Source organism: Chitinophaga sp. W2I13 (assembly GCF_050434005.1).
In the GTDB taxonomy this organism is placed as follows: domain Bacteria; phylum Bacteroidota; class Bacteroidia; order Chitinophagales; family Chitinophagaceae; genus Chitinophaga.
Genome location: NZ_JBNPWD010000001.1, coordinates 4,594,061 through 4,620,525 on the forward strand (window position 1 = coordinate 4,594,061; position 26,465 = coordinate 4,620,525).

23 protein-coding genes are annotated in these 26,465 nt (G+C 48.6%); 15 read left to right on the forward strand and 8 right to left on the reverse strand.

From position 1 onward, the window contains the following. Nucleotides 1-35: 35 nt before the first annotated feature. Nucleotides 36-332 (reverse strand): hypothetical protein, encoded by a 297-nt coding sequence (locus QFZ48_RS18970; protein WP_429063252.1) that lies wholly within the window; start codon nt 330-332, stop codon nt 36-38. Nucleotides 333-421: 89 nt separating this feature from the next. On the opposite strand from QFZ48_RS18970, the gene QFZ48_RS18975 reads away from it, so the two are divergent. From QFZ48_RS18975 to QFZ48_RS18985, 3 genes are read left to right on the forward strand one after another with little or no spacing between them, the layout of a single operon-like run. Next, nucleotides 422-1,399 (forward strand): NRAMP family divalent metal transporter, encoded by a 978-nt coding sequence (locus tag QFZ48_RS18975; RefSeq protein WP_429063253.1) that lies wholly within the window; start codon nt 422-424, stop codon nt 1,397-1,399. Then, complete coding sequence (locus QFZ48_RS18980) at nt 1,362-1,682, forward strand: divalent metal cation transporter (protein ID WP_429063254.1); 321 nt, start codon at nt 1,362-1,364, stop codon at nt 1,680-1,682. The genes QFZ48_RS18975 and QFZ48_RS18980 overlap by 38 nt, the downstream gene beginning before the upstream one ends. Before the next feature lie 45 nt (nt 1,683-1,727). Continuing rightward, nucleotides 1,728-3,554, forward strand: a complete 1,827-nt coding sequence (locus QFZ48_RS18985; RefSeq protein ID WP_429063255.1) for an alpha-1,3-galactosidase-related protein — start codon at nt 1,728-1,730, stop codon at nt 3,552-3,554. On the opposite strand, the gene QFZ48_RS18990 is transcribed toward QFZ48_RS18985, so the two are convergent. The 3 genes from QFZ48_RS18990 to QFZ48_RS19000 form a co-directional block, all read right to left on the reverse strand. Beyond that, nucleotides 3,555-4,373, reverse strand: coding sequence for an SUMF1/EgtB/PvdO family nonheme iron enzyme (locus QFZ48_RS18990; RefSeq protein ID WP_429050508.1), 819 nt, complete (start codon nt 4,371-4,373; stop codon nt 3,555-3,557). Next, nucleotides 4,351-5,094 (reverse strand): hypothetical protein, encoded by a 744-nt coding sequence (locus QFZ48_RS18995; RefSeq protein ID WP_429063256.1) that lies wholly within the window; start codon nt 5,092-5,094, stop codon nt 4,351-4,353. The genes QFZ48_RS18990 and QFZ48_RS18995 overlap by 23 nt, the downstream gene beginning before the upstream one ends. Nucleotides 5,095-5,367: 273 nt before the next feature. Beyond that, nucleotides 5,368-6,201 (reverse strand): phosphatase PAP2 family protein, encoded by an 834-nt coding sequence (locus QFZ48_RS19000; RefSeq protein ID WP_429063257.1) that lies wholly within the window; start codon nt 6,199-6,201, stop codon nt 5,368-5,370. A gap of 94 nt (nt 6,202-6,295) precedes the next feature. On the opposite strand from QFZ48_RS19000, the gene QFZ48_RS19005 reads away from it, so the two are divergent. The 12 genes from QFZ48_RS19005 to QFZ48_RS19060 all read left to right on the forward strand — a co-directional run bounded on the left by QFZ48_RS19005 (nt 6,296) and on the right by QFZ48_RS19060 (nt 23,020). Further along, a complete protein-coding gene (locus QFZ48_RS19005) occupies nt 6,296-7,051 on the forward strand; it encodes an MBL fold metallo-hydrolase (RefSeq protein WP_429050505.1) in 756 nt (251 codons plus the stop codon). A 90-nt stretch (nt 7,052-7,141) separates the two neighbouring features. After that, complete coding sequence (locus tag QFZ48_RS19010; protein WP_370908070.1) at nt 7,142-7,630, forward strand: DUF5946 family protein; 489 nt, start codon at nt 7,142-7,144, stop codon at nt 7,628-7,630. 41 nt (nt 7,631-7,671) lie between these two features. Further along, nucleotides 7,672-8,388: a DUF92 domain-containing protein gene (locus tag QFZ48_RS19015; RefSeq protein WP_429063258.1), complete on the forward strand. Its 717-nt coding sequence runs from the start codon at nt 7,672-7,674 to the stop codon at nt 8,386-8,388. A 347-nt stretch (nt 8,389-8,735) separates the two neighbouring features. After that, entirely contained in the window at nt 8,736-9,341 is a 606-nt protein-coding gene (locus tag QFZ48_RS19020) for an RNA polymerase sigma factor (RefSeq protein WP_370908066.1), read from the forward strand. An 83-nt stretch (nt 9,342-9,424) separates the two neighbouring features. Further along, nucleotides 9,425-10,600, forward strand: coding sequence for a FecR family protein (locus tag QFZ48_RS19025; protein ID WP_429063259.1), 1,176 nt, complete (start codon nt 9,425-9,427; stop codon nt 10,598-10,600). Nucleotides 10,601-10,787: 187 nt separating this feature from the next. Then, nucleotides 10,788-13,898 carry a SusC/RagA family TonB-linked outer membrane protein gene (locus QFZ48_RS19030; protein ID WP_429063260.1) on the forward strand — a complete coding sequence of 1,037 codons (3,111 nt, stop codon included), beginning with the start codon at nt 10,788-10,790 and terminating at the stop codon, nt 13,896-13,898. Continuing rightward, entirely contained in the window at nt 13,867-14,247 is a 381-nt protein-coding gene (locus QFZ48_RS19035) for a hypothetical protein (RefSeq protein WP_429063261.1), read from the forward strand. Before QFZ48_RS19030 ends, QFZ48_RS19035 begins: the two co-directional genes overlap by 32 nt. A gap of 18 nt (nt 14,248-14,265) precedes the next feature. Next, on the forward strand, nt 14,266-15,894 hold the full coding sequence (locus tag QFZ48_RS19040; protein ID WP_429063262.1) for a SusD/RagB family nutrient-binding outer membrane lipoprotein: 1,629 nt from the start codon (nt 14,266-14,268) through the stop codon (nt 15,892-15,894). A gap of 28 nt (nt 15,895-15,922) precedes the next feature. Beyond that, a complete protein-coding gene (locus tag QFZ48_RS19045) occupies nt 15,923-18,733 on the forward strand; it encodes a M16 family metallopeptidase (protein ID WP_429063263.1) in 2,811 nt (936 codons plus the stop codon). Between the two features lie 6 nt (nt 18,734-18,739). Continuing rightward, nucleotides 18,740-21,235, forward strand: a complete 2,496-nt coding sequence (locus QFZ48_RS19050; protein WP_429063264.1) for an outer membrane beta-barrel protein — start codon at nt 18,740-18,742, stop codon at nt 21,233-21,235. Between the two features lie 64 nt (nt 21,236-21,299). Further along, complete coding sequence (locus QFZ48_RS19055) at nt 21,300-21,878, forward strand: Crp/Fnr family transcriptional regulator (RefSeq protein ID WP_429050497.1); 579 nt, start codon at nt 21,300-21,302, stop codon at nt 21,876-21,878. Between the two features lie 65 nt (nt 21,879-21,943). Continuing rightward, nucleotides 21,944-23,020 (forward strand): NADH:flavin oxidoreductase, encoded by a 1,077-nt coding sequence (locus QFZ48_RS19060; RefSeq protein WP_429063265.1) that lies wholly within the window; start codon nt 21,944-21,946, stop codon nt 23,018-23,020. A 59-nt stretch (nt 23,021-23,079) separates the two neighbouring features. Here QFZ48_RS19060 and QFZ48_RS19065 read toward each other — a convergent pair whose 3' ends face one another. The 4 genes from QFZ48_RS19065 to QFZ48_RS19080 form a co-directional block, all read right to left on the reverse strand. After that, nucleotides 23,080-23,349, reverse strand: coding sequence for a hypothetical protein (locus tag QFZ48_RS19065; protein ID WP_429050495.1), 270 nt, complete (start codon nt 23,347-23,349; stop codon nt 23,080-23,082). A 79-nt stretch (nt 23,350-23,428) separates the two neighbouring features. Further along, a complete protein-coding gene (locus QFZ48_RS19070) occupies nt 23,429-24,328 on the reverse strand; it encodes a LysR substrate-binding domain-containing protein (RefSeq protein WP_370908057.1) in 900 nt (299 codons plus the stop codon). Nucleotides 24,329-24,338: 10 nt separating this feature from the next. Next, nucleotides 24,339-25,136, reverse strand: coding sequence for a hypothetical protein (locus tag QFZ48_RS19075; protein WP_429050493.1), 798 nt, complete (start codon nt 25,134-25,136; stop codon nt 24,339-24,341). 172 nt (nt 25,137-25,308) lie between these two features. Continuing rightward, nucleotides 25,309-26,427: a hypothetical protein gene (locus QFZ48_RS19080; RefSeq protein WP_429063266.1), complete on the reverse strand. Its 1,119-nt coding sequence runs from the start codon at nt 26,425-26,427 to the stop codon at nt 25,309-25,311. Nucleotides 26,428-26,465: the final 38 nt, after the last annotated feature.

Genomic DNA, 26,465 nt, shown 5'->3' on the forward strand with positions numbered 1-26,465 from the left:
TGTTTTTTGCATAAAAACAATATTCTCCGGGATGTTTATTTTGAAATATAATTACTTACCTCCAGCAGGTTGCCGTCGGGGTCCCTGAAATAGATAGATCGGATCTTGCCTGTAGTGCCGGTCCTTTCTACAATTCCGCCTTCCAGGATGTTTATTTTCAGCGTCATTAATTCCACCAGGATTTCTTCCACCGGCGTATCTGCAATAAAGCACAGATCCGCCGATCCCATAGTGGGTGCAAGCGCTTTGGGATCTATTTCCCTGCCTTTTTCATGCAGGTTGATCTTCTGGTGCCCGAAACGCAGCGCCCTGCGGTCAAAGAATACTATCACATACCTTATCCGGATGAAGGGTTGCAAAGGTAACCCGATATATCCCGGATTTCCACTAACTTACCATATACCCATTAATGAACAGGTTCATGGATAAGCAACGCTCTCCCAATAAACTCGCCACTTTTTTTAAAAAACTGGGCCCGGGATTAATTACCGGCGCCAGCGATGATGATCCATCCGGTATTGCCACGTATTCGCAGGCAGGTGCGCAGTTCGGGTTGGCAACTTTATGGACCTCCCTGCTCACTTTCCCGCTGATGGCGGCTGTCCAGGGTATGTGTGCCCGCATTGGGCTGGTCACCAGCCAGGGCCTGACGGTTACTTTAAAGAAGAACTACCCCAGGCCGGTGCTTTACCTCATGTTATTATTTAGTTTTCCGGCCATCACACTGAATATAGGTGCAGATATCCAGGGCATGGGAGCGGTGTGCCATATGATCTTCCCCGCAGTACCGGTATCCGTTTTTTGTGTGGGCGTCACCGCGATAATGATGTTCGTAATCATCCGCTTCTCTTATGAAAAAATTGCCATGATCCTGAAGTGGCTCTGCATGTCGTTGCTGCTGTATATTTTAGTGCCCTTTATGATAAAGCAAAACTGGGGCGATATCGCAAGGCATACTTTTATTCCCACCATTCAATACAATAAAGATTTCTTCTCTATCATTGTCGCCATACTGGGTACCACTATTTCACCTTACCTTTTTTTCTGGCAAACCACGATGGAGGCGGAAGACCAGGCACATAACGGCAAAGGAATTGTGGTGGACAAAAGAGTGTTGAGTGAAATGAAAACAGATGTAAACACGGGCATGTTGTTTTCAAATATTGTGATGTTCTTTATTATCCTCACGGCGGGCAGCGTGCTGTTTCCCGCCGGCGTGAAACAGATAGATACCGTAGACCAGGCAGCTAAAGCGCTGGAGCCGCTGGCAGGAAAACTGACCTACCTGATTTTTGCTACGGGCGTATTGGGAACCGGGTTGCTGGCCATCCCCGTACTGGCAGGTTCACAGTCGTATATGCTTGCGGAAACGCTCGGGTTGGGAGGCAGGACTGGATAAGAAATTCTCCCAGGCCAAGCCGTTTTATATCTCTATCATCATTTCGCTGATCGTAGGCTTATCGCTCGACTTCCTCGGCGTGAGTCCTATTAAAGCGCTGCTGTACACGGCCATTGCCTATGGCCTTACTGCGCCGGTAATGATTGTGATGATCATACATATCGGTAACAATAAGAAGATCATGAAAGAGTATACCAATTCAAAGTTGTCCAATATCCTCGGAGGGCTTACACTATTGCTGATGACTGCCGCCGCAGTGGCTATGATCTGGTTCCTGTTCTGAGTTTATCATTTTTCCACGTAAAGAATTTTTAAGCATCATCAACAAATGAATATTTTCAGGAAGATACTTACCGGCACCGGCATCGTTTTTTCTTTCACTGTTGCCGCACAGGAACGCGTACACGTAAATAGTTTCGGACTTAAACCTAATACCTTCACAGATGCCACTACCAGGGTACAGCAGGCCATTGCCGCCTGTAAGGATAAGCCCGGCGCGGTATTGGAATTTGCTCCCGGCCGTTATGACTTTTACCCGGATAGCGCCGTGAAGAAAGTATATTTTATTTCCAACACCTCCAGTGAAACAGAAGTGCCGGACAAAACAAAAACCATCGGATTGTTTTTTGAAAACTTTAAAGACCTTGTTATCGAAGGTAATGGAGCGGAATTTGTTTTTCATGGAAAGATGACTACCTGGGTTTTTGACCGGTGCGAGAACATTACCATGCGTCATGTGGTCATAGATACGGAACGGCCTTCCATGTCGGAAATGACGCTGAAAACGGTGACGCCGGAAATGGTGGTCGCCGCCATACATCCCGATTCCAAATACACCATCATTGATGGACGCCTCGAATGGCATGGTCCCAGGTGGGGCATGAACATATTCCATGCAGTGCTGGCGGATACCGCCAAGGGTATATACACTTATTCCTCCTGGACGCCGTTCCTGAAAAGCAGGGCCGTCACCATTGCGCCTAACACGGTACAGTTTACCGGCGATTTTTCCGGCTTCAAAGGTGAGCCGGGAAACGTGTTTACCGTGAGGGATGGCATCCGCGACCAGGCAGGCGCCTTTATCCGGCATTGCCGCAATGTGCAGCTGGATCATATCAACATGCGTTACATGCACGGCCTCGGCATTGTATCGCAGTTCTCTGAAGAGCTTCACTACAGCCATATACAGATCATGCCGGATGAAAAAAGCGGCCGTGTAATGGCCACTTTTGCAGATGGCATGCATTTCTCCGGCTGCAAAGGAAACATCACTATTACGGATTCGCATTTTAAAGGCCTGCACGACGATCCGGTGAATATACACGGCACGCACCTGGTGATCACGGAAAAAGTGGCGCCACGGGTAGTGAAATTGCGGTTCATGCATCATCAAACGTATGGGTTTCAGGCTTTCTTTGCCGGGGACAGTATCACTTTCGTACATGCGGCTACGTTACAGGGGTATGCAAACGGCCGCATCACCGCCGCCCGCATGATCAGTGAAAGGGAGATGGAAGTAACGCTCAGCGGCGATGTACCCGAAGGGATCATTGCCGGCGACTGCCTCGAAAATATCACGTGGGTACCGTCGCTCACCGTACGTAACTGCGTGTTTGAAGCTGTGAATACAAGAGGGCTGCTGGTAACCACCCGTAAGAAAGTGGTGATAGAACATAACCGGTTCTACAGAACAGGTATGCATGCCATCCTCATTGCCGATGATGCCGCCAGCTGGTTTGAATCCGGGCCGGTACAGGATGTGCTGATCAGCGGTAACACCTTTGAAGGTTGCGGGTATAACCTGGCGCCTGATAACAATTATGTGATTGCAATAGCACCGGAAAATCATCAGCTGCTGAAAGGTTTTATGGTGCATCATAACATCCGGATAACCGATAATGAATTTCGTATCTACGACTACCCGGTGTTAACAGCCCGCAGCACGGGCAACTTATCGTTTATGCGTAACCGTATTTCCTGGACGAAGGACTATTTGCCACAGGGCGCAGAACGGCCAGCTTTCCGGCTTACTGGTTGCGAGGGCGTAAAGGTAACTGGAAATGAATGGCAAGTGCCTTTTAAGCCACTTGTGTTGCTGCAAAGCATGACGGCCAAAGCCATCAAAACAGATCTGCCGGTAACAGTAAAGCCATAGTTATTTTACGGTCCGGAAACCCTGGTTGCTGAAGGAAGCACGCTGGTGAACGCGGCCAATATCTACCGAGTTAAAGAAGGAGCAGGATCGCTGGCTGCACCACCACGATCCACCGCGGGCATGTGCCAGGGTAGGGCTTTCGCCGGGCTTTATGTGGCCGGAACAGAATTCAAAAACGTTGCCATACATATCATATAGGCCCCAGGCATTGGGTTGAAAGCTGCCAACAGGGGCACTATACATGAATCCGTCTGAACTATCAGCCTGCAGGTGATCCTTTCCGTGCCAGATATTGGCATAGCGGCCAATGAGCGTTTTCTTATCTCCAAAAAAATAAGTGGTGCGGGCGCCTGCACGGGAAGCAATTTCCCATTCTTCCAGCGTAGGAAGCCGTACACCTGCCCAGTTGCAGTATGCCTGCGCATCCTTATAACTGATACAGGTAACCGGGTGCTCCATTTTGTTTTCAATACCGCCGGCACGCACGCCGTTGGGGAAACGCCAGCAGGCAGTGGAATCGTTGCTCCATTCAAACTCGCGTAACCCTGGTGCAAATACCAGCGCATCGTGCCGTTGTTCTGCATCAGTTATATAACCGGTGGCTGCTACAAATGCAGCAAACTGCCGGTTAGTAGTTTCATATATTGCAATGTTAAAACTATCGACGCTTACTTGTCTTTCGGGGTTAAGTGTATGTAGATGCCCACCTATATGGTAGCTGCCGGCGGGTACCAATACGTACCCACCGGGCGTTTGTGCAGAGCCGGCATAGCCACTCAGCAACAGCAACGCGGTACTAACCTTTTTTAGGAAGCCCATTGTAAAATGCAGTAGCCCGTTCAATGATCAATGCTTCATTGGCACTATTGAAATTCAGGTAAGCCTGGTAACTGGTTCCTTCATCGGCATACAGCTTTTTGTAGGAAGCAGAAGATAAAAAAGGTGCGTATTCATTATTCTTCATCAATATCATCAGCAGGGTGAGTATATCATGATCTTTATGATCGCGGTTATAAGTGCTGATCAGCAAAGGGATCATTTCCCGGCCATTAATATCGATGATGGCTTTTTTATAGTTAACGCCGATGCGGTTACTGCGCTGGATGGAAGCGCTCATTAACGCGATAGCGGAGTCGCGGTTAGCGGTCATGAAATTCGACTGCCGCTGGCTCCAGCTGTATTCACCGAATGCATCCGGCAACTGCGCAAAGATCTTTTTATGTTCGTCCGGCACCGGCGGCATGGCATCACAGTTCTGGCTATACGATTCTGCATGAATGAGGTGATAAGTAAGCTTTTCGCGCATGGATAAGGCCATGTATTCCTTCTGGGGCAACGGGGTGTTCTCGTCTTCATCATGACCGGCTTTCGCAATCAGCGCCAGCACTTTCTCCAATCCATCCGGCGGCCGGCTTATTTTCAGGCGGTACTCGTGATAAGCCTGGCTTTCTTTGCTGGGCTCCACCCATGTTTCATCTTCCTGGGCAAAACAAACGCTGTAAGCAAATACAGATAAAAGAACTGCTACCATCTTTTTCATGCAAATTCAAAATTTACGGGAAGATAAAGCAGGCGGGGGTATTTGCCAAATGCGGATTTTGTCTTGGCTCAGGATTACGCTGATTTTGCTGATTAGTTTGATTTTTACTTTTGGATTTTTTTAGATTTTTTGATTTTCTTAATAATAATTAAGGGAGATAAAAGCAAATATATCCGCTTCTATCTCCCGTAATCCTTTATAAAATCCAAAAGTAAAAATCAAACTAATCAGCAAAATCAGCGTAATCCTGAGCCAAGACAAAATCCGCTGCATTCACGGCGCCATCATCAGCCGCATGGCCTTCTTGTGCTCCAGTTCCCGGTGATGCCGGAAAACGCTTTTGGTTACAAAATGGCCCAGGGCCAGCCCCACCCATACATCGCTGCTCCAATGCCGGTTTTCATACAGGCGGGTGGCGCCGGTAAGGCCGGCAATGCCATAGGATACCCATGGCACCCACGGATGATCTTTTCCGTAGAGTTCCGCAATCGCGGTGGCTACTGTCATAACGGTGAGACTATGCCCCGACGGGAAAGAGGTATGCTGTTTATCTTTGCTGAAGGGAGCATTAAAGCTGAACGGGGAATCGTAATAGGTAGGGCGTCCGCGTCTCACAATACTTTTAAGGGTGGCGTAAATGGCGGTGGAAATGATCAGCGATTTGGCAGCCATCAATCCGCCGTGTTCCAGGTTGCGGTCCTTTGCAATCACTCCCACTACATACATACCGGCTACAATGTACGGGGAATAGGCATTGCCAAAGGGTTCTATCTGGTCGGTTACGCTGGTAACAAAATTCGACTGGTGACGTACAAAGAATTGTTTTACGCCGTAATCCCCTCCCAGCAGGATGCCGGTCACACCGGTAATTACGCCCAGCCGGATGTAATCCTTTTTCTCCCAATGGGCGGGCCGCGCTACCGTATATTTCAGGTCCTGCCAGATACTGCCCAGGTAGGCGCCGTTTATGCGGTACCGTATTAAGGTATCGCTGGCGTTGATCACCGGGCGGATGCTGTCAGCCACCACGGGCAGGCTGCTGTCCGATTGCGCCTGTATACGGGGAGAAAAAATAACCAGTAAAAGAAATGTAAGCCTGAATCCCATCTGTTTAAATACTTTGGAGCGAGCACGAAAGTAGTATTTTTAGGGAGAAGCAGCGCGGGAATTGTTAACTTTACGATCACATTAATCAGCAATTATGAGAAACTGTTTCCTCGCACTTTTCCTGCTTTTTGCCACCCGCAGTGCCATTGCACAACGGGTTGCACCAGATGAGATTTCTACCTCCAAGGGAAATCTTACTATCCAGCCCATTAACCATGCCGACCTTCTATTGTCGGTGGCAGGCAAAACCATTTATGTGGACCCTGCTGGTGGTGCCGAACCGCATAAAGGATTGGCAGCGCCGGATATCATTTTGGTAACGGATATTCATGGTGACCATTTTGACCCCGCTACCATCAACGCGGTTAAAACGGCGCATACTATCATTGTTGCCCCGGAAGTAGTAACAGCTAAACTGGAAGGGATACCAGCCGCGCAGATCGTGACCCTGAAAAACGGGGAGTCCAAAACAGTAGCCGGAATTTCCATCCATGCCATCCCCATGTACAACCTGCCCGAAAGCGCTACCGCTATGCACACCAAAGGCAGGGGCAACGGTTATGTGTTGAAGGTAGGAGGCAAGTCGGTTTATATCTCCGGCGACACCCAGGGTATTCCGGAAATGAGGGCGCTGAAAAATATTGATGTGGCTTTCGTTTGCATGAACCTGCCATATACGATGGATGTAACCGAAGCCGCAGATGCAGTGCTGGCCTTTGCGCCAAAAATAGTGTACCCTTATCACTACCGTGGTAAAGGCGGACTGGCGGATGTGAATAAGTTCAAAAGCCTGGTAGATGCAGGTAATAAAGGGATTGAAGTAAGGTTGCGCGACTGGTACGCGAAATAACAACGCAATTTATTGCTGGAAGAATAGCCCGAATGCTGGTGTAAAATCCTTAAATTTAGTATTTACACCAGCATTTAATTTCAGCAGCACATGACAGAAAACAATATCATTTGCCCGGGCTGTAAACTACATCTTGCGTACCAGCAATTTGCCCCTTCAGAAAGATATAATGCATCCGGTGAATGCCTGGATCTCTTCAATCAGCTCGCCGACCGCACCTTTGCTTTTCAGCACCCGGATTTTCATCATCAGTTGTCTGTAGATGCCTACGGCGCCCAACATGCCGGTGGCGTGAGCCGGAACATCATCACCGCCTACGCGTTGATAGGGCTGTATCTGGCGCTGGAAAAAAATTACACCGGGCGGCAGGTACAACATGTGCACAGCATTATCCCGCAGCAATCATGGGAGAAGCTGGAACCTCCCGCTACCACCGGCGCCCTCACCGTTAAGGATGTACTCAAAGCAACCACCGAGGAGGAACTATACGCCGCCATGAAAAAATGGGCACAGGCAGTATGGGATAGCTGGAGCGCACACCATTCCTTTATTAAAGAAAAGACCGCCCATTACATTTAAAAGACCAGGAACGGGATATTTGTATAGTTTTGCGGCTTGTTATGCAACTATCTTCTTTTCCCGAACTGATTATTGTACCGGTGGCGGTCATCGCCATTGCGGTGCTATGTGTAATAAAACGTAAGCTTACCCCGGGCGGTGGCGTAATGGCAGCGGCAGTAGCGCTGCTGGTAGCAGCAGGCGCCGGCTACGGCGGACTGTTATTGCTCGGTGCATTTTTTATCATGGGCGTAATCGCCACCTCACATAAAAAGGATCTGAAAATTTTTCCCGGAGAAAATCACCCGGGGCAACGCACGGCCGGCCAGGTATTTGCCAATGGCGGAGTAGCTGCTTTCATGGCATTGCTGGCACTCATGCATCCCGACATCGACGATATGTACCAGATGATGCTGGCCGCCAGCCTGGCTGCTGCCACTGCCGATACACTGTCGTCCGAACTGGGAATGGTATACGGCCGCAACTTTTATAATATCCTCACCTTTAAAAAAGATACCCGGGGACTGGATGGCGTAATCAGCCTGGAAGGTACCCTGCTGGGCGCCGCAGGCGCAGCTATCCTCGCTTTGCTGTACGGTATCAGCTTTGGTATGGACGAAACCGTATGGTTTGTAGCCATCGCGGGTATCGCCGGTAACCTGGCAGACTCCCTGCTGGGCGCCACCCTGGAGCGAAAACATATTATTGGTAATGATGCGGTGAACTTCAGCAATACGTTGTTTGGCGCAATTACGGCGATGGTGCTGTACCTGTTGTAACGTTATCCCCCTGTCTTGTAGGTGGAATTCCTATGTTGTCACATTATGGGATGTACTCTTGCCGCACCGGCGTGAAAATCTGGAGTAAACCCGCAATGACGGGAATATCGGCGAAGCCGGCCGGGAAATTAATCTGACACTGGAAAAAGATACCGACTATGAAATCCGCCTCTATTACCCCGTGGCAGAACCGTGGAAACTATTGAGTTTAATACACGCGGCATGAAGGACGGAGAAGTGCTGAGAAAAGATATCTGTAAATAAAAAGAAGCACGAATGACAGCTTTTTTTCTATTTTTACGACATCAATCAAAATACCGATCTCTCCGCGCCTAGATTTTTATGGAATGCACCAGTTAGAAGATGAGAAGGAATTGCTCCGGAAGGTAGCCGACGCCGATCAGGAGGCATTCAGTATACTTTATGAACATTATGCCAGGCATGTGTATGGACTCGCCCTGCGCCTGATGAAATCACCGGAGATCGCACAGGATCTTACCCAGGAAGTTTTTGTAAGAATATGGGTAAAAAGGTCACAACTGTTCACTGTACAGCAATTCAGACCCTGGCTCAATACCATCACCCGCAACATGGCGATGGATTACCTGCGAAAAAAAGTAGCGGCTCCGGAGCAGGAAGAATACCTGACCAGTTTTTTTACCGATACAACACCTTCTGTAGAAGAACAACTGGCGCTGAAACAGCTGGAAGGAGCCATTTTACAGGCCGTAGACCAACTTTCCCCTCAACTAAAAACCGCTTTTATGCTAAGCCGTTTTCAGGGTTTAACCCATACGGAAATCGCACAACGCATGAATATTTCACCCATTACCTCTAAAAGTCACCTGGTACGGGCACTGGCCATTATCCGCAAATACCTGGAGGAAAACTTCCCGGAAATAGCACTGGTAGCCCTTTTATACCTGACGCCATTATTTTCTGCTTTTTTTTAAAAAAGTATGCATTACCCCCGGGATGTATTTACGTCTATAGTAGCAAGGGGTAATAACAACATCAACCATTATTATTTTAATGCATGCAACCTGCCGATAACGAATTTGATGAATTGTTCCGCAAGTATACGGAAGATACCATGACACCGGAAGAGTTCCGGCGATGGCGGTTGATGCTGCTGGATGAACGTAACACCGCCAGGCTGGAAAGTTTGCTGGCAGCACTGGCAGAAACCGATCATTCGGCATTCGGGCAGGATGCCCCCCTGAAGGAAATGTATGCCAATATTAGACCGGTCACTCCACTAAAAGCAACCGGTAACCCCCCCCGCCGCTTAAATTACAGGCAGTATGCATGGTGGGCAGCGGCAGCATCGCTGCTGTTACTCGTGGCGACCGGCATTTTGCGCTGGCAGCAACCATCCGGTAAACAACAGCTGGCAACGAAATACGATGTGGCGCCTGGTGGCAGTAAAGCCGTATTAAAACTGGCCGATGGCTCTGTGATAGCACTCGACAGCGTAGCCAAACGGCAAATACAGCTGGGCAATGCCACTGCCCAGCAGGTAAACGGCCAGCTGAATTATGCGCCTTCCTCCGGTGGAGAAGCGGCCGGCATAAATGTACTCACAACGCCCCGTGGAGGCCAGTTCCAGGTAGTACTGCCCGATGGCACCAGAGTATGGCTGAACGCCGCATCTTCACTTAGTTATCCCACTGCCTTTACCGGCAAAGAACGGCTGGTGGAAGTGAGCGGGGAAGCCTACTTTGAAGTGGCAAAGGACGCACACAAACCCTTCCGGGTAAAGATCAGCAACCAGGAAAACTATATTGATGTACTGGGAACCCACTTTAATGTAAATGCCTACCCCGATGAAGCAGCCATCCGTTCCACCTTGCTGGAAGGGCGTATCCGCTTCAGCGCTGCGCAGGCGGTGGTATTATCGCCGGGCCAGCAGGCTGTTTTAACGGCCGGCACACAAACGCCGCAAGTGGTGAATGGAGTAGATACCAGCGCCGTAATGGCGTGGCGCAGCGGCCTGTTTAATTTTGAAGGACAACACCTCCGCGAGGTAATGCGGCAACTGGCCAGATGGTATAACATCGAGGTGGTGTACGACCAGGAAGTGCCGGATGTGGTGTTCGGCGGCAAAATAGTGCGGAATGTAAGCCTCACACAATTACTGAAAATATTGACCGATGCCGGCATTCACTTCAGACTGGAGCCGGGAGGAAAATTGATCATACAACCTAAATAAACCAATCATTAAAAAAACGAAAACCGAAAGTGCTTGGACCCACTTCCGGTTAGTAGTTCAGTCGTTTTAAATTTTCCGTAAGAGAATCTATTATCAACCAAACCAAATGCAATTTATGCAAAAAAATGCTTATTGTGGCCACCTGTCATGGTGGAGGCATCGTTACATTACCAAAATCTTGTTCGTAATGAGGCTTACCTTTTTACTGCTGACTATTACTTTTCTAAGTGTGCATGCGTCAACTTTTTCACAAAGTGTTACACTTTCAGGGAAAGATCTTTCCCTGAAGAAAATTTTTACTGCTATTGAACAGCAAACAGGCTATGTAGTTTTCTACAACAGTGAATTGCTGAAAACAGCGAAACCAGTCACGGTAACAGCGGAAGATATGCCATTGACGGCCTTCCTGGAAGCGGCTTTTAAAGATCAGCCGTTGAATTATACGATCACCGGAAAAGTGATTACGTTCGCGGAAAAGCCACCACCACTGGAAGGAAAGCTGCCTTTCATCACAAGCACTTTTATTGAAGTGAACGGTAAAGTACTGAATGCTGCCACGAAAGAACCAATCATATCGGCATCTGTAAAAATAAAAGGAAAGAACAGGGGAGCGATTACCGATGGAGAAGGCAACTTCCGCCTGAACGCCGAGCCCGGCAATGTGCTGATCATCACCTCCCTGCAATATGAAACACAGGAAGTGAAGATCATTCCCAACCAACCCTTCCTCACGGTAATGATGAACCCCGGTGTATCTAAACTGGATGAAACGGTAGTAACGGCTTTTGGTATAGAAAAAAGTTCGAAAGAAGTAGGCTATAGCGTAGCCAAAGTGAGCGGGGCAGATATCAACCGCGCCAATTCCGGCAACCTGCTACAGGGGCTGGCTGGTAAAGTATCCGGTTTAAATATCGCTATACAAAGCGCCGACATGAACCCGCAGATGCGGGTGCTGATCCGCGGTATCCGCTCTTTCAGTACCACCAGCAACAACCAGCCGTTGTTCATCCTCAATGGCACGCCGTTATCTTTTGGGTCGGACATTAACTCCGCCGCCATGATCATGGACTTTATCAATAACATCAACCCTGCGGATATTGAAAATGTAACCGTGCTGAAAGGCGCCAACGGTACGGCTTTATACGGACCGGAAGGTGTGAATGGCGTGATCATCATCACCACAAAAAAAGGACAAAAAGGCAAACCTACTATCAATTTCCGCAACAGCGTAAATTTTTCCCGCCTCGATTTCCGGAATGACAACAGTAAGCAAAGACGCTTCGGTACCGGTAGCGGCCTGGTAGACGACAAAGGAAACGGTATTTACAGCAGCCTGGATAAAAGCGGCTGGGGCCCCGCCTACGACGGCCGGCTGGTACCCATCGGAAGAGCCGATGAAAACGGCGACTACCAGATGGTAACCTACTCCGATAAAAAGGATGCAAGGCGCTTCTTCAACGTAGGTCGCACCATCCAGAATAATTTATCCATCTCCCAGTCAGATGCTATCTCCGATTTCTATCTCGGCCTCAACGCTGTCAATCAAACAGGCATGATACCGGGCGATAAACAAGACGGCGTAAACCTCTTCTTCAGCGCGGGGCGTAAACTGGGCAAACTGAATGTGCAACTGAACCTCAATTACTCCCGTACCACCGCTGATAAAGGTCCTACGTTCGACGATATGCTGAGCACACCTACCTATATCCCTATCCTCAGTTACAAAAATTATGAGAACAATAAGTGGGCAGATATAAACCACTACTGGAATGATAACGACGTGATGAGTCCGTATCAGCAGGCGGCAGACCGGAGAAAGAAAAGTACCGATAACGCATTGGTGACGGGTTTGATACTAACCGCAAAGGTACTGCCGTGGCTAACGGTAACAGACAAACCCAGCGTGGTGTATGATGGATTCTACGAAAAAACCGTTTCACAGCCAATGAATTTTTCTGATTTTGCCAAACAATATGGCGGCTATAACCGCTTCCGCGACAGGCTTACCCAGTTGGGAGAGGAATCCCGATCCAATACGACGCTTAACAACGACCTGCTGATCACAGCATTAAACCATGCAGGCAACTTTAATTTCCGCACTACGTTAGGGAGCTCTGTAAAAGAAAATTATTATAAGAAAGTTTCCGGTAGTGGTAATCCCATCATCCCGGTATTCAACCTCGCGTTTTCCCGCGATCTGCCATATGGCGCCGAGGAATCATTGCTCACCCGCAACTATTCCTTTTTTGGTACGTCAGGCATTGGCTACAAAGATAAAGTGTTTGTGGAACTGATGGCACGCAACGACTGGGATTCCAAGCGCGCAAAAGCCGGCAGGGGAAAAGATCTCTACGTGGGCGGTAATACTTCCGTGATCCTGAATGAAGTTATTTCTTCCCTGAAAAATTATACCTGGTTATCCCGCCTGCAGTTACGAGCCGCGGTAAACACCACGGCCAATATGAACATTGAACCTTACCAGTCTGAACGGACCCTTTCAATGGCCTATTCTAACGGCTTCCCTTATCCCGGCACATCCGATGAAGGCGTAATTGCTTATAACTATATGCAGGGTAATCCCAACCCTTTTCTGAAACCGGAAAAGATCCTCAGCCAGGAATACGGCGTCAGCGCAGGCTTTTGGAAGAACAGAGTCGCGTTGGACTTCACCTGGTATACCCAACGGAATAATGGTGTGATCATGAAAGTAAAGATCCCGTGGCTGAGCGGTGGCAGCACCATCGATAACCTGGGCATCATGCGCAACTATGGCTGGGAAGCCGATCTGAAACTGGACCCCATCATTAAAACCAGGAGCGGATTTACTTTCAGTGCAGATATACGTGTAGCCATGAACGATAATAAAGTGATCTCTATCAGCGATGCCTATGATGGATTGTTCCCGCTGAGAACTCCTTATTACGGAAGCATGTACGGAGTAGTGGCCCGCACCGGGCAGCGTGCATTTGAATACCAGGTGTATGATTTGAAAAAAGATGCCGAAGGGAGGGTGATCGTAAATAAAGAAACCGGTATGCCGGACGCGGACATTAATAACCCGATCTACGGCGGACGCACCTTACCCAAATATTCCGGTGGAATGAACCTGAACTTCGCCTTTAAAGGATTTACGCTGGCCGTACTGGGAGAATTCAATACCGGCGCCATGCACTACTCTGACCTTATGCAATATGATGTGCAGTACGGGTTCAGCGTGCTCACTGTGTACAACGACCGTAAACCATTTATCTATCCGAATTCCGTGTATGACGATGGTACCCGGGAAACTGGTCCCTAACGCAGATGTATATACGAAAAGTGCTAACCAGGAATTATACAGTCACTTCCAGAACGCTTCTGCCAGCTATCTGACCAAAGCCGACTTCTTCAAAATACGCGAAGTGGTGATAGGATACGAAAGGTTCTTCAAAACAAAAACAATTAAGAAACTCAATTTAAGTGTATACGGTAGAAACGTGTTTAACTTCTACACAAAGAAAAATAAAACAGGGGATCCGCAATTGATCAAAGGCCCTGGCGACAGAGGGTACCGTACTATTCCCGACAACCTTTCCGGATCTGCGTCCGGTGTTTCTACCGTTCCGGGTGTGGCGCAATACGGCGTAATCACTACCGTGAGTTTTTAACAACAAAAAATTAAACTGATGCGCAAAAGATATCACATTTTAGCGGGAGCCTTACTAACTGCCGCCACCTTTATGGCAGGTTGTAAAAAAGGCTGGATAGACATTAACTACAATCCGCTGCAGCTTACAGAAAACAATGCCACACCGGATCTCATGTTACCCGATATGTTGTTCAACAGCATATCCGGCGTGGAGAATCAAATGGAAGCACAATGGATGGGTTATTGGACATATGCTGAATATGCGTCCGGCTCCGCAGAGCTTACCTACTACCAGTTAAATGACGGTTCTTTCGGAACCAGTTCCCCCGATCCGGCCATTCTCCTTTGGGAAGCCAATGCCAGGTTGCATGACCAGCCCTATTACATAGGAATTGCGAAAGCGATCCGGGCGCTGCAATGGAGCCGCGCGGTAGATAACAATAACAACATGCCCTATAGCGAGGCCAATAATACCAGTATCCGGAAACCTAAGTATGATACCGGGGAGTTCATTTATGAAGACCTGATGACGCAGCTGGATTCGGCCATCATCCTCATCCGCGATGCTCCGCAGGACAAAGCGCTCCGTATCTCCATTGCAGATATTATGTTCCATGGCGAAAAACAAAAGTGGTTCCGGTTTATCAATACCCTCAAACTGCGCATGCTGATACATCAGGCGAATAAGCCCGGCAGGGAAAATTATATCAAAGGTGAAATAGCAAAGATTACCGCACAAGGCTCCGGTTTCCTGAACAGTGGAGAAGATGCCAGTGTAAATCCAGGCTTTACCGATGTGAAACCTTCCAAGTACTACGCTAAATATTCGCAGTATGATGTGTATGTCCGCTATTATGGGTTAGCGGGTAATAAATCTATTCCCAACTGGCAGATTGCATCCGCAAATGTAACCGCCATGAATATGCTGAAAGAGAACCGCGATCCCCGTCTTGGTTTCTTTTACTCGCCTGCCCGTGTTCCACTGCCTGCCAATGCGCCGGAACCATTCGCACAACCCGGTCTGCAGGAATACAGGGGCAATAAATTTGGCCTGCCGGTAGATGAACAGCAGTTTCCTTATAACCGCACGGAGTATGTATCGCAGGTGGGCGGTGTACGAACTTTCCGTACGGCCGTATCGCCTTTGTCAACCGGCATTATAAAAGGCTATGACATGCCCTGCTGGATCATCACCAGTATAGAAAGTGCGTTCCTCCAGGCAGAAGCCATTCAGCGCGGCTGGTTGCCCGGTGATCCGGAAACGGCCTATAAGAATGCGGTAAAGGAATCCTTCCGGTGGCTTAATGTAGGTGGTAACACCACGGTGCCTTCCCTGTCGGACGATGCTTTCAATACCTGGTACAATGCGGAAACAGCTGCCGCCAATCCAAAGGTGAGCTGGGCCGCCGCGCCGGATAAATACAAACTGCTGATGTTCCAGAAATACATGGCCTTTAATGGTATTGAACCTTTTGAAGCATGGGTGGACTATCGCCGCAACGGCGCGTTCCCGGAAATCCCATTGTCGTACGACCCCGCCAGGGTGGGCAATACCATGCCGATCCGGTGCCCTTACCCGCTATCAGAAATGGTGCAGAATAAGGAAAACCTCCTGGCGCAGGGACCTATCGACATCTTCACCAGCAAAATCTGGTGGATGCCATAATCATCTTTTTAAAAAAATAACAGTTATCATGATAAAATTTTGTTGCAGCATTGCAGCATGGGGGATGCTATTGTCTGTATTTACCGGCAGCATAGCTCATGCACAACAAACCGGTGAGGCAGTGCCCATGGACCCGGAAGTAACAATAGGTAAACTCCCTAACGGGTTTACCTATTATATCCGGAAAAATATCACACCGGAAAAAAGAGCGGTAATGTACCTGGTAAACAAAGCCGGGTCTATCCTGGAAACAGACGAACAACGCGGGCTGGCGCATTTCCTGGAGCACATGGCGTTTAACGGCACTACCCATTATCCCAAAAATGAACTGGTAAATTATCTTCAGAAGTCGGGTGTGCGATTTGGCGCTGACCTCAATGCTTACACGGGTTTCGATGAAACTGTATACCAATTGCCGGTATCTACGGAAGATAAAACCGTTTTCCGTAATGCCATGCAGATCATGCGCGACTGGGCACAAGAACTCACGCTCAGCGATGAGGAAATAGATAATGAAAGAGGCGTGATCCTGGAAGAAAAAAGACAACATCTGGGCTCCGCACAACGCATACAGGATAAAGTGATGCCACTGTCGGTGAATCAATCGCTGTACGCCTCCCGTCTCCCGATAGGCACGGAAGAAGTACTGAAAAATTTCGGACATGAACAGATCCGTGCTTTTTATAAAGACTGGTACCGGCCCGACCTGCAGGCGCTGATAATAGTGGGAGATGTAAATGTGGCGCAGATAGAGAAGTCGATCCGCGCTATGTTCTCCGATTTGCGCTCACCCGCGCAGCCGAAAGAACGTAAGTACACCACCATCCCGCTCACCGGGAAAAACCAGTTCCTGGTGGTAACAGATCCGGAAGTGGCTACCACGCGGCTGGAACTCTCCATCAAACAACAGGGTAACGTCATTAAAACAAAAACAGATTTCAGCAATACCCTCATCCAATCGTTGTTCAATAGCATGGTCAGCGATCGTTTAAATGAGGTGGCACGGCAAAAAAATGCGCCATTCCTCAGTGGCAGCGCAGGATTCAGCAAAATGATGGCCAATATCAGCGGGCTTAGCGGCAGGGTAGTACTCAAACCCGGTGAAACGGAAAAAGGCGTCAAAGCATGGTGGACAGAATTGCAACGGATAAAGCAATATGGCTTCACCGCGGGTGAATTGCAACGGGCAAAAACATCGTTCCTCAGCAGTATTTCCCTGAGCTACAAGGAACGGGACAAAACCCCGTCGGAATCATATGTAAAAGAATATGTAAGGCACTTCCTGGAAGGCGAAGCAAGTCCGGGTAACGCATATGAAACAGCCCTGTATAAAGCCAGCGCCGATACACTTACGCTGCCGGGCTTTAATGCTGCTATACAATCTTACTTTAAGGATACCGACCGCGATCTTATCCTCGTTGCCAACGATAAACAGAAAGACTCCCTTCCTTCGGAAACCATGGTACTGCAATGGATGAACGAAGCCGCCTCAGCGCCTATCGCGGCTTATGAGGATAAAAAAGTATTGCGCACCACGTTGCTGGACAACGCGCCGCAACCCGGCGTGATTACCAGCGAGGAAGTGATCAAAGACCTGGGCATTACTTCACTGGAATTCAGTAACGGGATAAAAGTATTGCTGAAACCAACCACCTTTAAAAAAGATGAAATCTTATTTAATGGTTTCAACCCTGGAGGCTTATCACAGGTAAGCGACGCTGATTTTTATAACGCCAGCATCGCCGCTTCACTCATAAGCGCCAGCGGCGTATCGGATATGACCCAGGCGGAATTACGCAAATTGCTCACCGGGAAAAATGTATCAGTGGCGCCATTCATCAGCGAAACATCAGAAGGCATTTCCGGCGGTTCCGCGGATGAAGACCTGGAAACTGCGCTGCAACTGGTATACCTGTATTTTACCAGTCCGCGTAAAGACCCCGTGATGTTCAGCAATATGACAGAACAGGCGCGGTTGTCGTACGCCAATGCAAACAAAGCGCCGCGGCAACTTTACAGCGATACCCTCAGCGCTGTAATGGCCAATTACCACTTCCGTAAGATGCAGATGCCGGAGCAACAACTGAACCTGCTTGATGCAGATCAGGCACTGGCTATCTATAAAAACCGTTTTGCAGATGCCGCCGGCTTTACCTTTACCTTCGTAGGGAATTTTAATACGGATAGCATCAAACCGTTGCTGGCCAGGTACCTGGGATCGTTGCCTGCTTTACATCGCCGGGAGGAAGTGAAGGATCTTCAGCTGAATTATCCGCAGGGCAGGGTAGTGAAAAAAGTGATAGCCGGTAAAGAACCGCAGGCAATTGTTACCCTTGCTTTCAGTGGTTCATTTCCGTATGATGTTAGCACCAGCGACCAGATGAAAGCATTGGCAGGCGTACTCAATATTCGTCTTACAGAACGGCTCCGCGAACAGGAAGCCGGCGTATACAGCGTTAACGTAAATGCCAATACCCGCAAGGTCCCTTCCGGGGAATATATGTTTGGCATTAATTTTATTTGCGATCCACGCAACGTGGAATCCCTGATCCTCAGCGTTAACAGTGAAATCATGAAACTGAAAACAACGGGAGTGGCAGACGACGATGTGATAAAATATAAGGCAGGCTATAAAAGCAGTGTGGAGAGAGCGTTTAAAGAAAACGGCTTCTGGCTGAATTATATTACTTCCGCCCTGTTTAACGGTGATCCTTTACAACAACCGGATATAAAAGACCGGCTCCAGAAAATCACCCCGGAAACTTTACAGCAAACGGCTGTAAAATATTTTAACAATGCTAACTATATCCGCGCCATACTGGTGCCGGAAAGTAATTAAATAAACGTGAAAGCACTATACGCCGGGATCGCATTTTTCCTTGCCGGATATTTCGTAACCGTCTCCTGCGCTACGGCGCAGGGGCGGACTACGGACAGCCTGCCGGCAACCAAAGCCGATACTGCCCATCCCAAAATCATTGGACTTAAAGCGGTGGAGATAACCGTTGCCAAACCGCCTTTTACACTTCGTAACGATACCCTGGAATTTGATGCTTCGGCCATCAGGCTGGCTGCAAATGCCAGCGTATTGCAGCTGCTGAAAAAGCTGCCCGGTGTGGTGATAGGCAGTGATGGCAGCATTACTGTAAACGGAAAACCCGTGACAAAGATCAAAGTAGATGGCAGGGAATTTTTTGGAGATAATAAAGAGGCCGCTACCAAATACCTGCCTGCAGACATCATTGATAAGATAGAAGTAACCGACACCAAAGACCTTGCCGCCCAACGTTCCCTTGCAGTGAAAGCCCCGGCGGAAGATGTTACCGTTAACCTCGTCCTTAAAAAAGATAAAAATACCGGCATCATGGGAAACATCACTGCCGGTGCGGGTAGCCATCGCCGTTATCTTGCAGATGGAATGATCAGCTCCATGCGCAATCCTACGCGCATCAGTGTGATGGCGGCGGCAAAGAATGTTACAGATGAAACGGGCGGCGCTATAATGATGTCGCCATCCGGTATGGTCGGTGGCGGAGGAGGATTACCGGAATACAACAACGGCAGTATCAACATCAACACAAAACCAGGTAAAAAGCTCACACTGGATGTGAACTATAATTATAACAATACCAAAAATAGCCAGACCACCATCACCGACCGGCTCAATTTATTACCGGATAACAGCTTCCATAATCAAACCAATAGTGATGCTGTAGCCGGGAACAGTCAGCATCAGCTGTATACGAATCTTGTTTATGAAAAAGATTCACTCACCACCTGGACCTTCAGGAGTAACGCGGGTATAGGGAAAAGCAGCAATAATTTACAAATGTATTCCCTGTCGGAAACCTCCGGCGGAACTTTACTGAACACACTCTCTTCCCGGAGTAACGGGGAAGCACATACGCGTAATGGCGGCAGCGAAATCAATTTCAATAAAACCAGCCGAAACCGCAGGCTCAACCTTAATACCACCTGGAAGTTTGACGCCGGCAGTAAAAAGGAAAACGAATACAATAATTCAGTTAATAACTTTTATACAGATGATAGTGTTAGTCACCGTGATTCTGTAAATCAGTATATCAGCTCTGCTGAAAACAGTTTTAATAATAATTTTACATTTAATTTATCGGCGTCCTTAGGACATGGTTTTGTGGTGGCGTTGGACTATACGCTGGGTACCATGTACAACGGGCAGCTCCGGGAAGTATTTAAAGAAGATCCCGTGTCCGGCAAATACGGCATGCGGGACAGCGCTTTGTCCGGCAGTAGTAGAAATACCAGTTTTACCCATACACCATCTGTGCAGCTGGCCTGGAAAAATGATCGCCTGAGCATAGCGCTGAACACCGGTATGCGGATCCTGCAACAGGAAAACCGCCTGTTGTGGCTGGATTCCGTGATTAAGATCCATCAGCAGCAATTTGCGCCTAACCTGCAACTGAATTATTCCCTCAGCAAATACGGGCGATTGTTCACCAACTATTCCATTTCTTCTTCCGCTCCTTCGGCAGAGCAGTTGTCGCCCGTAGTGGATAACACCAACCCGTTGTTCATGAAGGTCGGCAACCCTTTGCTGAAAGGCGCCTTTACCCAAAACGTTGCGCTGATGTTTTACATTTATCAGCCGGTGAAAGGGTTTAGTTTCAATCTCGGCGCCAACGGGGCAGTAGTCCGTAATGAAATTGTGGCGGATCAGCGGTATGATTCCCTGGGCCGACAAATCAGTACCTTTCAGAACGTGAATGGTACGTGGAGAATGATGGTACATGGAAATATCAATCTTCAGAAAAAAAAGAACAGCTGGACATTTAACAATGGCCTTAACGTGAGTATGAACCGGAACAGGAGTATTGGCCTGGTAGCGGGTGAGGAAAATATCTCCAACGGGTGGACCGTCGGCGCGGGTGTTTATTTTTCCGTTATTTACAAAGAGTGGCTGACAATATCGCCAGCTGTAAACATAGATGTGAATAATACCGTTTATTCGCTGCCTGGTATTGACAATGTTAACTATACCACACAACGTTTTAACCTGCAATGGCAGCTGATTCCTGTTAAGCGCCTGGAGTTGTCGGGCGATATGGCGTACAATTATAATTCGCAGGTAACGGCGCCGGATCAACGCCGTTATTTTATTTGTAACAGTGCCGTAGCTTACAGTTTTGGAAAGAAGGAGCAGCTGAAACTAAAATGCAGGATAAACGATCTTTTTAATAACAACACCAATATTTCTAACATAACAACAGCTACCTATACCGAAACAAAGCAGGTAAATGCTTTACAACGTTATGTCATGATCACTTTCCAGTATTTTTTTGGCAAGATGGGGCCGCAGTAAGAATATTCTTTGAAGGGTTCCTGCACAGGGCTATCTTTGAAAAATAACTATTATTTTCAGGAGCATGAAATTGCTGACAGATAGTATCCTTCAACATGTACCGCTGCGCGATGCCGATATTAAACGTATTCCCGGCTATTTTGAATCGCTACGTACCCGCCGCCGGCAGTTCCTGTTGCGGGAAGGCGACGTTTGCCGCTACGAATTTTTTGTGCTGAAAGGTTGTTGCCGCCAGTATGAAAAAGATGCCACCGGCAAAGAAAATGTGTTGCAGTTCAGCGTGGAAGGCTGGTGGATCACGGACCTCGACAGCATGCTATCCGGTCAGCCATCCCGGTTTAACATTGATGTGCTGGAAGGAGGCGAGGTGCTGCGCATCACCCGGCAGCAACTGGAACAACTATTTAACGATATCCCGGCGGTGGAGCGGTATTACCGCATTATTTCCCAGCGAGGCTACATCGCGTTGCAACGTCGTATCCTGTCGCTGCAGAAGCCTGCCATAGAGCGGTACCGTGGGTTTGTAAGCTGCTACCCTTTCCTCGAAACACGGCTGCCCCAGCACCAGGTAGCGGCTTACCTGGGCATTACGCCCGAATCGTTGAGCCGTTTACGTCGAAAAATAGCAAAGGAGCCATTTTAAATTTCTTATCATTTGTCATTGTTTTGGCGCACCGAAGTGTACAACTTTGTGCTAAAGTTTTATATATGACCACACACCCGGTATTGACGCCTGTTACACTGGCGCAGCAATTTGTTAAGAACAGGGTGGTGCTGGCGCCTATGAGTCGCGCCAGCGCTACATTGCAGGGCATTCCCACAGCAGCCATGCACGCTTACTACGAACGTTTTGCCCTCGGCGGTTTTGGGATCATTATCACCGAGGGATTATATACCGATGCAGTAGCCAGCCAGGCGTATCCGCATCAGCCAGGACTGGTTACATCACAGCAGGTGGCCGGTTGGCAGGAGCTGGCGGTCAAAGTAAAAACACCTGGCAGCTTATTTATTGCACAGCTGATGCATGCCGGCGCTTTATCGCAGCATTTGCCGAACACGCTGGCGCCTTCCGTGGTAACGCCGCTGGGCCGCAAGCTGCGCTCCTATGGTGGCGGCGACGGTCCCTTCCCGGTTCCGGCTGCCATGACGCGCAATGATATTGCCATCGCAGTGGCAGGATATGCCGCCGCGGCGGTTAATGCCGTAGCCGCCGGTTTCGATGGAATAGAAGTGCATGCCGCCAATGGTTACCTGCCGGATCAGTTTTTAACGGAGTATACCAATCTGCGGAATGATGAGTATGGCGGGTCTGTTGAGAACCGCTTCCGTATTATCGCGGAAATCATTACCGCTATCAGGCAGGCAGTGCCCCCGCATTTCATTATCGGGTTGCGCCTGTCGGAAGGAAAAGTGAACAACTTCACCTATCGCTGGCCCGATGGCGCTATTACAGCAGCAGCACTACTTGAAGAAGTAAGAAAGGTATCTCCGGATTATATCCATATTTCAGGGGAAGGCAGCACCTGGGAAAAACTGGGCGCTTATGAACATGGGGAAACGCTCACGGGTATGGCTAAACGCATTGTGCAGCGGCCGGTAATTGCCAACGGCGGTATGGAAGAACTGGCCGTGGCCGGAAGGGCCTTAACGGAAGGGCATGCGGATCTTATTTCGCTGGGAAAGGCGGCACTCGCCAATCCAAACTGGCCGGCACGTGTGGCCGCAGGAGAGCCGTTCACTCCTTTTGAGCGGGGAATGGCGGAGCCTTTTCCGCCGGTACAGTAAAATCCGGGAGCAGCGGGGTTATTCACCTCTCCATAAAAATTTATTTAGGAAGCGGCCCGTTATTCGCCATTATTGAGCATCTCCATTTCGAGGAGCTTACTGCCGCCTGCAAAATCTGCAGCAGCATCCGGGCATAATACCATTCCCAGGGAATTCATCATCCTTTGGGCAACCAGGTCGATATCTTCGGTAGTGGTGGCGATAAACGGCGCCTGGCTTTTCAGCCGCTGGATTAACGCATTTTTCTGGGTAACAGAAATGTCTACCAGCTTGTTAATTCTTTCTACAGCCGCTTTATATAGTTCGTCGTAATAAAAAAGCATGTTCATGTCAACAGGTTATTTTGTATGGCTCAAATGTAGCCCATCGCCTATAATCCTGGCTATATGAAAATATTATGACCTATAATTAATAATTATAAATGGATCTGGCCATTTTGATGAAGCGTTTGTTGAGGTCGCTGGTTTCGCCTTTACGTTGAATGAAGTAAAAACTGCGTTCTATCCGCAGGCCTTCAAAGGAAAGGATCGTTAATTCGCCGTGTTGCAGCTCTTTAGCAATGGAGCGGGTAGAGAGGAATCCTACGCAACCGGATTCCAGGAGGAAATTCTTCAGCGCCTCGGTGCCTCCCAGCCTGACCTTTATTTTCAGGTCGTTGAGCCGGATCCTGCTTTTCTGTAGCCCCTTCTTGAGCGCTTCCAGGGTGCCGCTGCCACGTTCGCGGATAGCTACAGGCATCTGCAGGATATCTTTCAGCGCGTAGTTCTTTTTACGGGCAAGAGGATTGTCGCGGCTGCATACCGCTACGATCTGGTCTTTCAGAAATGACTGGTAGGTAATATTGCTGAGTTGTCCTTTTTCTTCGGTAACGCCTATATTAATTTCTTTGTCGAGCAGTGCCTGCAATACAATTTCACTGTTCCGGTTGAGCAGGGAAATATCCACCAGGGGGTATTCGCGGTGAAAGGCCGACATTACTTTGGGTAGTATATACAGCGCAGCAGTGGTACTGGCGCCCAGGTTAAGCATGCCGGTGGCCTGCTGCTGGTCGTGGATCACGGAAATGTCGAACTCAGTTTCCTGTTGTATATGACGTACGGTAAGCAGGCGGTTGTACAGCAGCTGACCGGCTTCTGTCAACTCTATCTGCAAACCTTTTCTTTCAAATAATTTGGTTTTATACTGTTCTTCCAACCCTTTGATATGTGTGCTTACTGCCGGCTGGGAAATAAACAATGCCTGGCTGGCCTTTGAAAAGCTTTTCTGATGGGCCACTTCCATAAAGATCTGGTGTCGGTTAGATAGCATGTGCGCAAATTTATGGAGCGTATAAAATTTCTCTCCGGCGGATAAAACGGACCTTGTCTTTATAATCCGTTACCCTGTTATTCATGATTTCCACTTTTTCTATCCAGTTATGATGAAGGTCGTAGGTAAATTCATACCGGTACACGGTTCTTTCCACAGCATCGGTGGTGGTAACCCTGTCGGATATTTTCGCGGTAAGATGTCCCTGCTCATTGTACTGGCAAATAATGGTTTCCACTGCCTGGTTGCTGTCAAAACCATCAGCGTCCTCGAATTTGTATTCTTCCAGTAGCTGCTGCCGGCTGTTGTACTTACTTTTGGTGATTTCCTGCAAGGCACCAAAAGAGTAGTAGCGGGTAATTTCTATCCGGCAGCCGTCGTCATCAGTGCTGGTGTTGGTTTCCCATTGCTCGTTGTACGGATCTTCTTCTACAGGCAGTGGGTCGTTGTTTTCCAGTTGTTCAAGTACGTTGCCTGCTTCATCGTACCGGGTGTAAAAGGTATCTTCCCCATAGTATTCGGTACATTCTTTCAGCGCCCCGTTTTCAAAGTAGCGGTTTTTGTAGATGGGCCCCTTTGCTGCAGAAGTCAGCGCTTTTTCCAGCAGGTTTCCCTGTTCATCGAAAGTATAGGTAAGGGTTTTATCCAGTTGGTGGGTGGAGGTATAATCCTCCCATCTGAGCAATAATCCTTTTTCATCGAAAAAAGAGAGTTCATACCCGTAATATTTGCCATCGGGGTCTGTGGTAGCATATTTCATTTGCTGTACCGGCCCGGTCAGCTCAGTATCTGCCAATGTTTGTTTCATGGTACCTAAAGTTATTGGAAACAAAATAAACTTCCACTATTTAAGTACTTATTTCTGCATGATATTTTTTGGAGTGGTGTTTTCCGGGTATTTTTTTCCGGGAGAGATGGAAGTGCGGTAATCCCCGTAAAGCCAGGCAGCCCTCACGGGAGCTGCCTGGCGGAAGGAGGGGTTATTTGTCGAACGTCATGTTTTCAAACTTATCCAGTTTTGCCATGATTCCCCATCCATAAAAGTCGTTGGCCAGGGCGATCAGTATTTCATTGTCGCCAGCTACCAGCGGAAGGGAGAAAGACGCATTATCCACGGTGCAGCGGCCATCCGGTTGTTTCATCAGCGGGTAGGAGTAGAGGTTTTTGTCTACGTACACAAATTTATCGTTCACAAATACCCATACTTCGTCGCTGAAGCCGAGGTGCAGTTGTCGTGTTTGCGCTACAGCAGAACGGATATTTGTTTTCAGCCACACGATGCGCCGGGCGCGGTTTTCAGCGCCGCCAAATTTGCGGGTTACGTTGATCAGTCCCCGCCTTTCGGCGCGGATGGTTTCCCATGGTGTTTCTTTTCCGGGTATCCATGCTTTGCTGAAATCAATTTGATCAGGGGTAGCCATTGGCTGGGTGATTTGCCAGGTGCGGAGGTAGGCGGCGTCATTGTTGGTAATGTCGATGCCTTCACCGGGAGGCAGTCCTTCCGTTTGATCCGGTTTCACCACCAGGTTGGCAATGACCGCCTGCCCGTCGAATGCAAGGCCGCCATGCCAGGTATTGCTTTCCAGTCGCGGCACTTCCATTACCGGCCGGGAGGTATCGTTCACGTACACCCGCATTTGCCTGCCGGAAATAACCAGCTTCACATGGTTCCAGTCGTCTTTGGAAATCCAGGCGGCAGCCTGGTACTGGTCCAGCATATCCCAGAGGTTAACGCCATCGATATGCGGTGCATACTGTACCGCATCGCCTTTACCGGAAGAAGGCGTACGGAAATAAAAGCATTCATTCTCTTTCCGGCTGGCGCGCCTGAAATAAAACGATGTGAAAGTAGAAACAGGTTGCACGTCGTATTCGATGGTGCCGTTTGTAAAGTCAAGGTTTTTCAGCACTACGGTGTCGTTCCGGTTCAACAGCTTCATGGCCGGTACCGATTTATACGTGATAAATTCCACCGTGCCGGGTTGAAACGACCAGTGTCCGGCTTCCAGCGGGACCTTGATAATATCCTGACTGCCGGGATGGCCGGTTTTCTTTTTTTTTGTGCTGCTGCGCATAATGGGAGCAATAGGAATAAGCATGCGGTGCGGATTTTTGTCATGACCAGTGTTTTAAATTT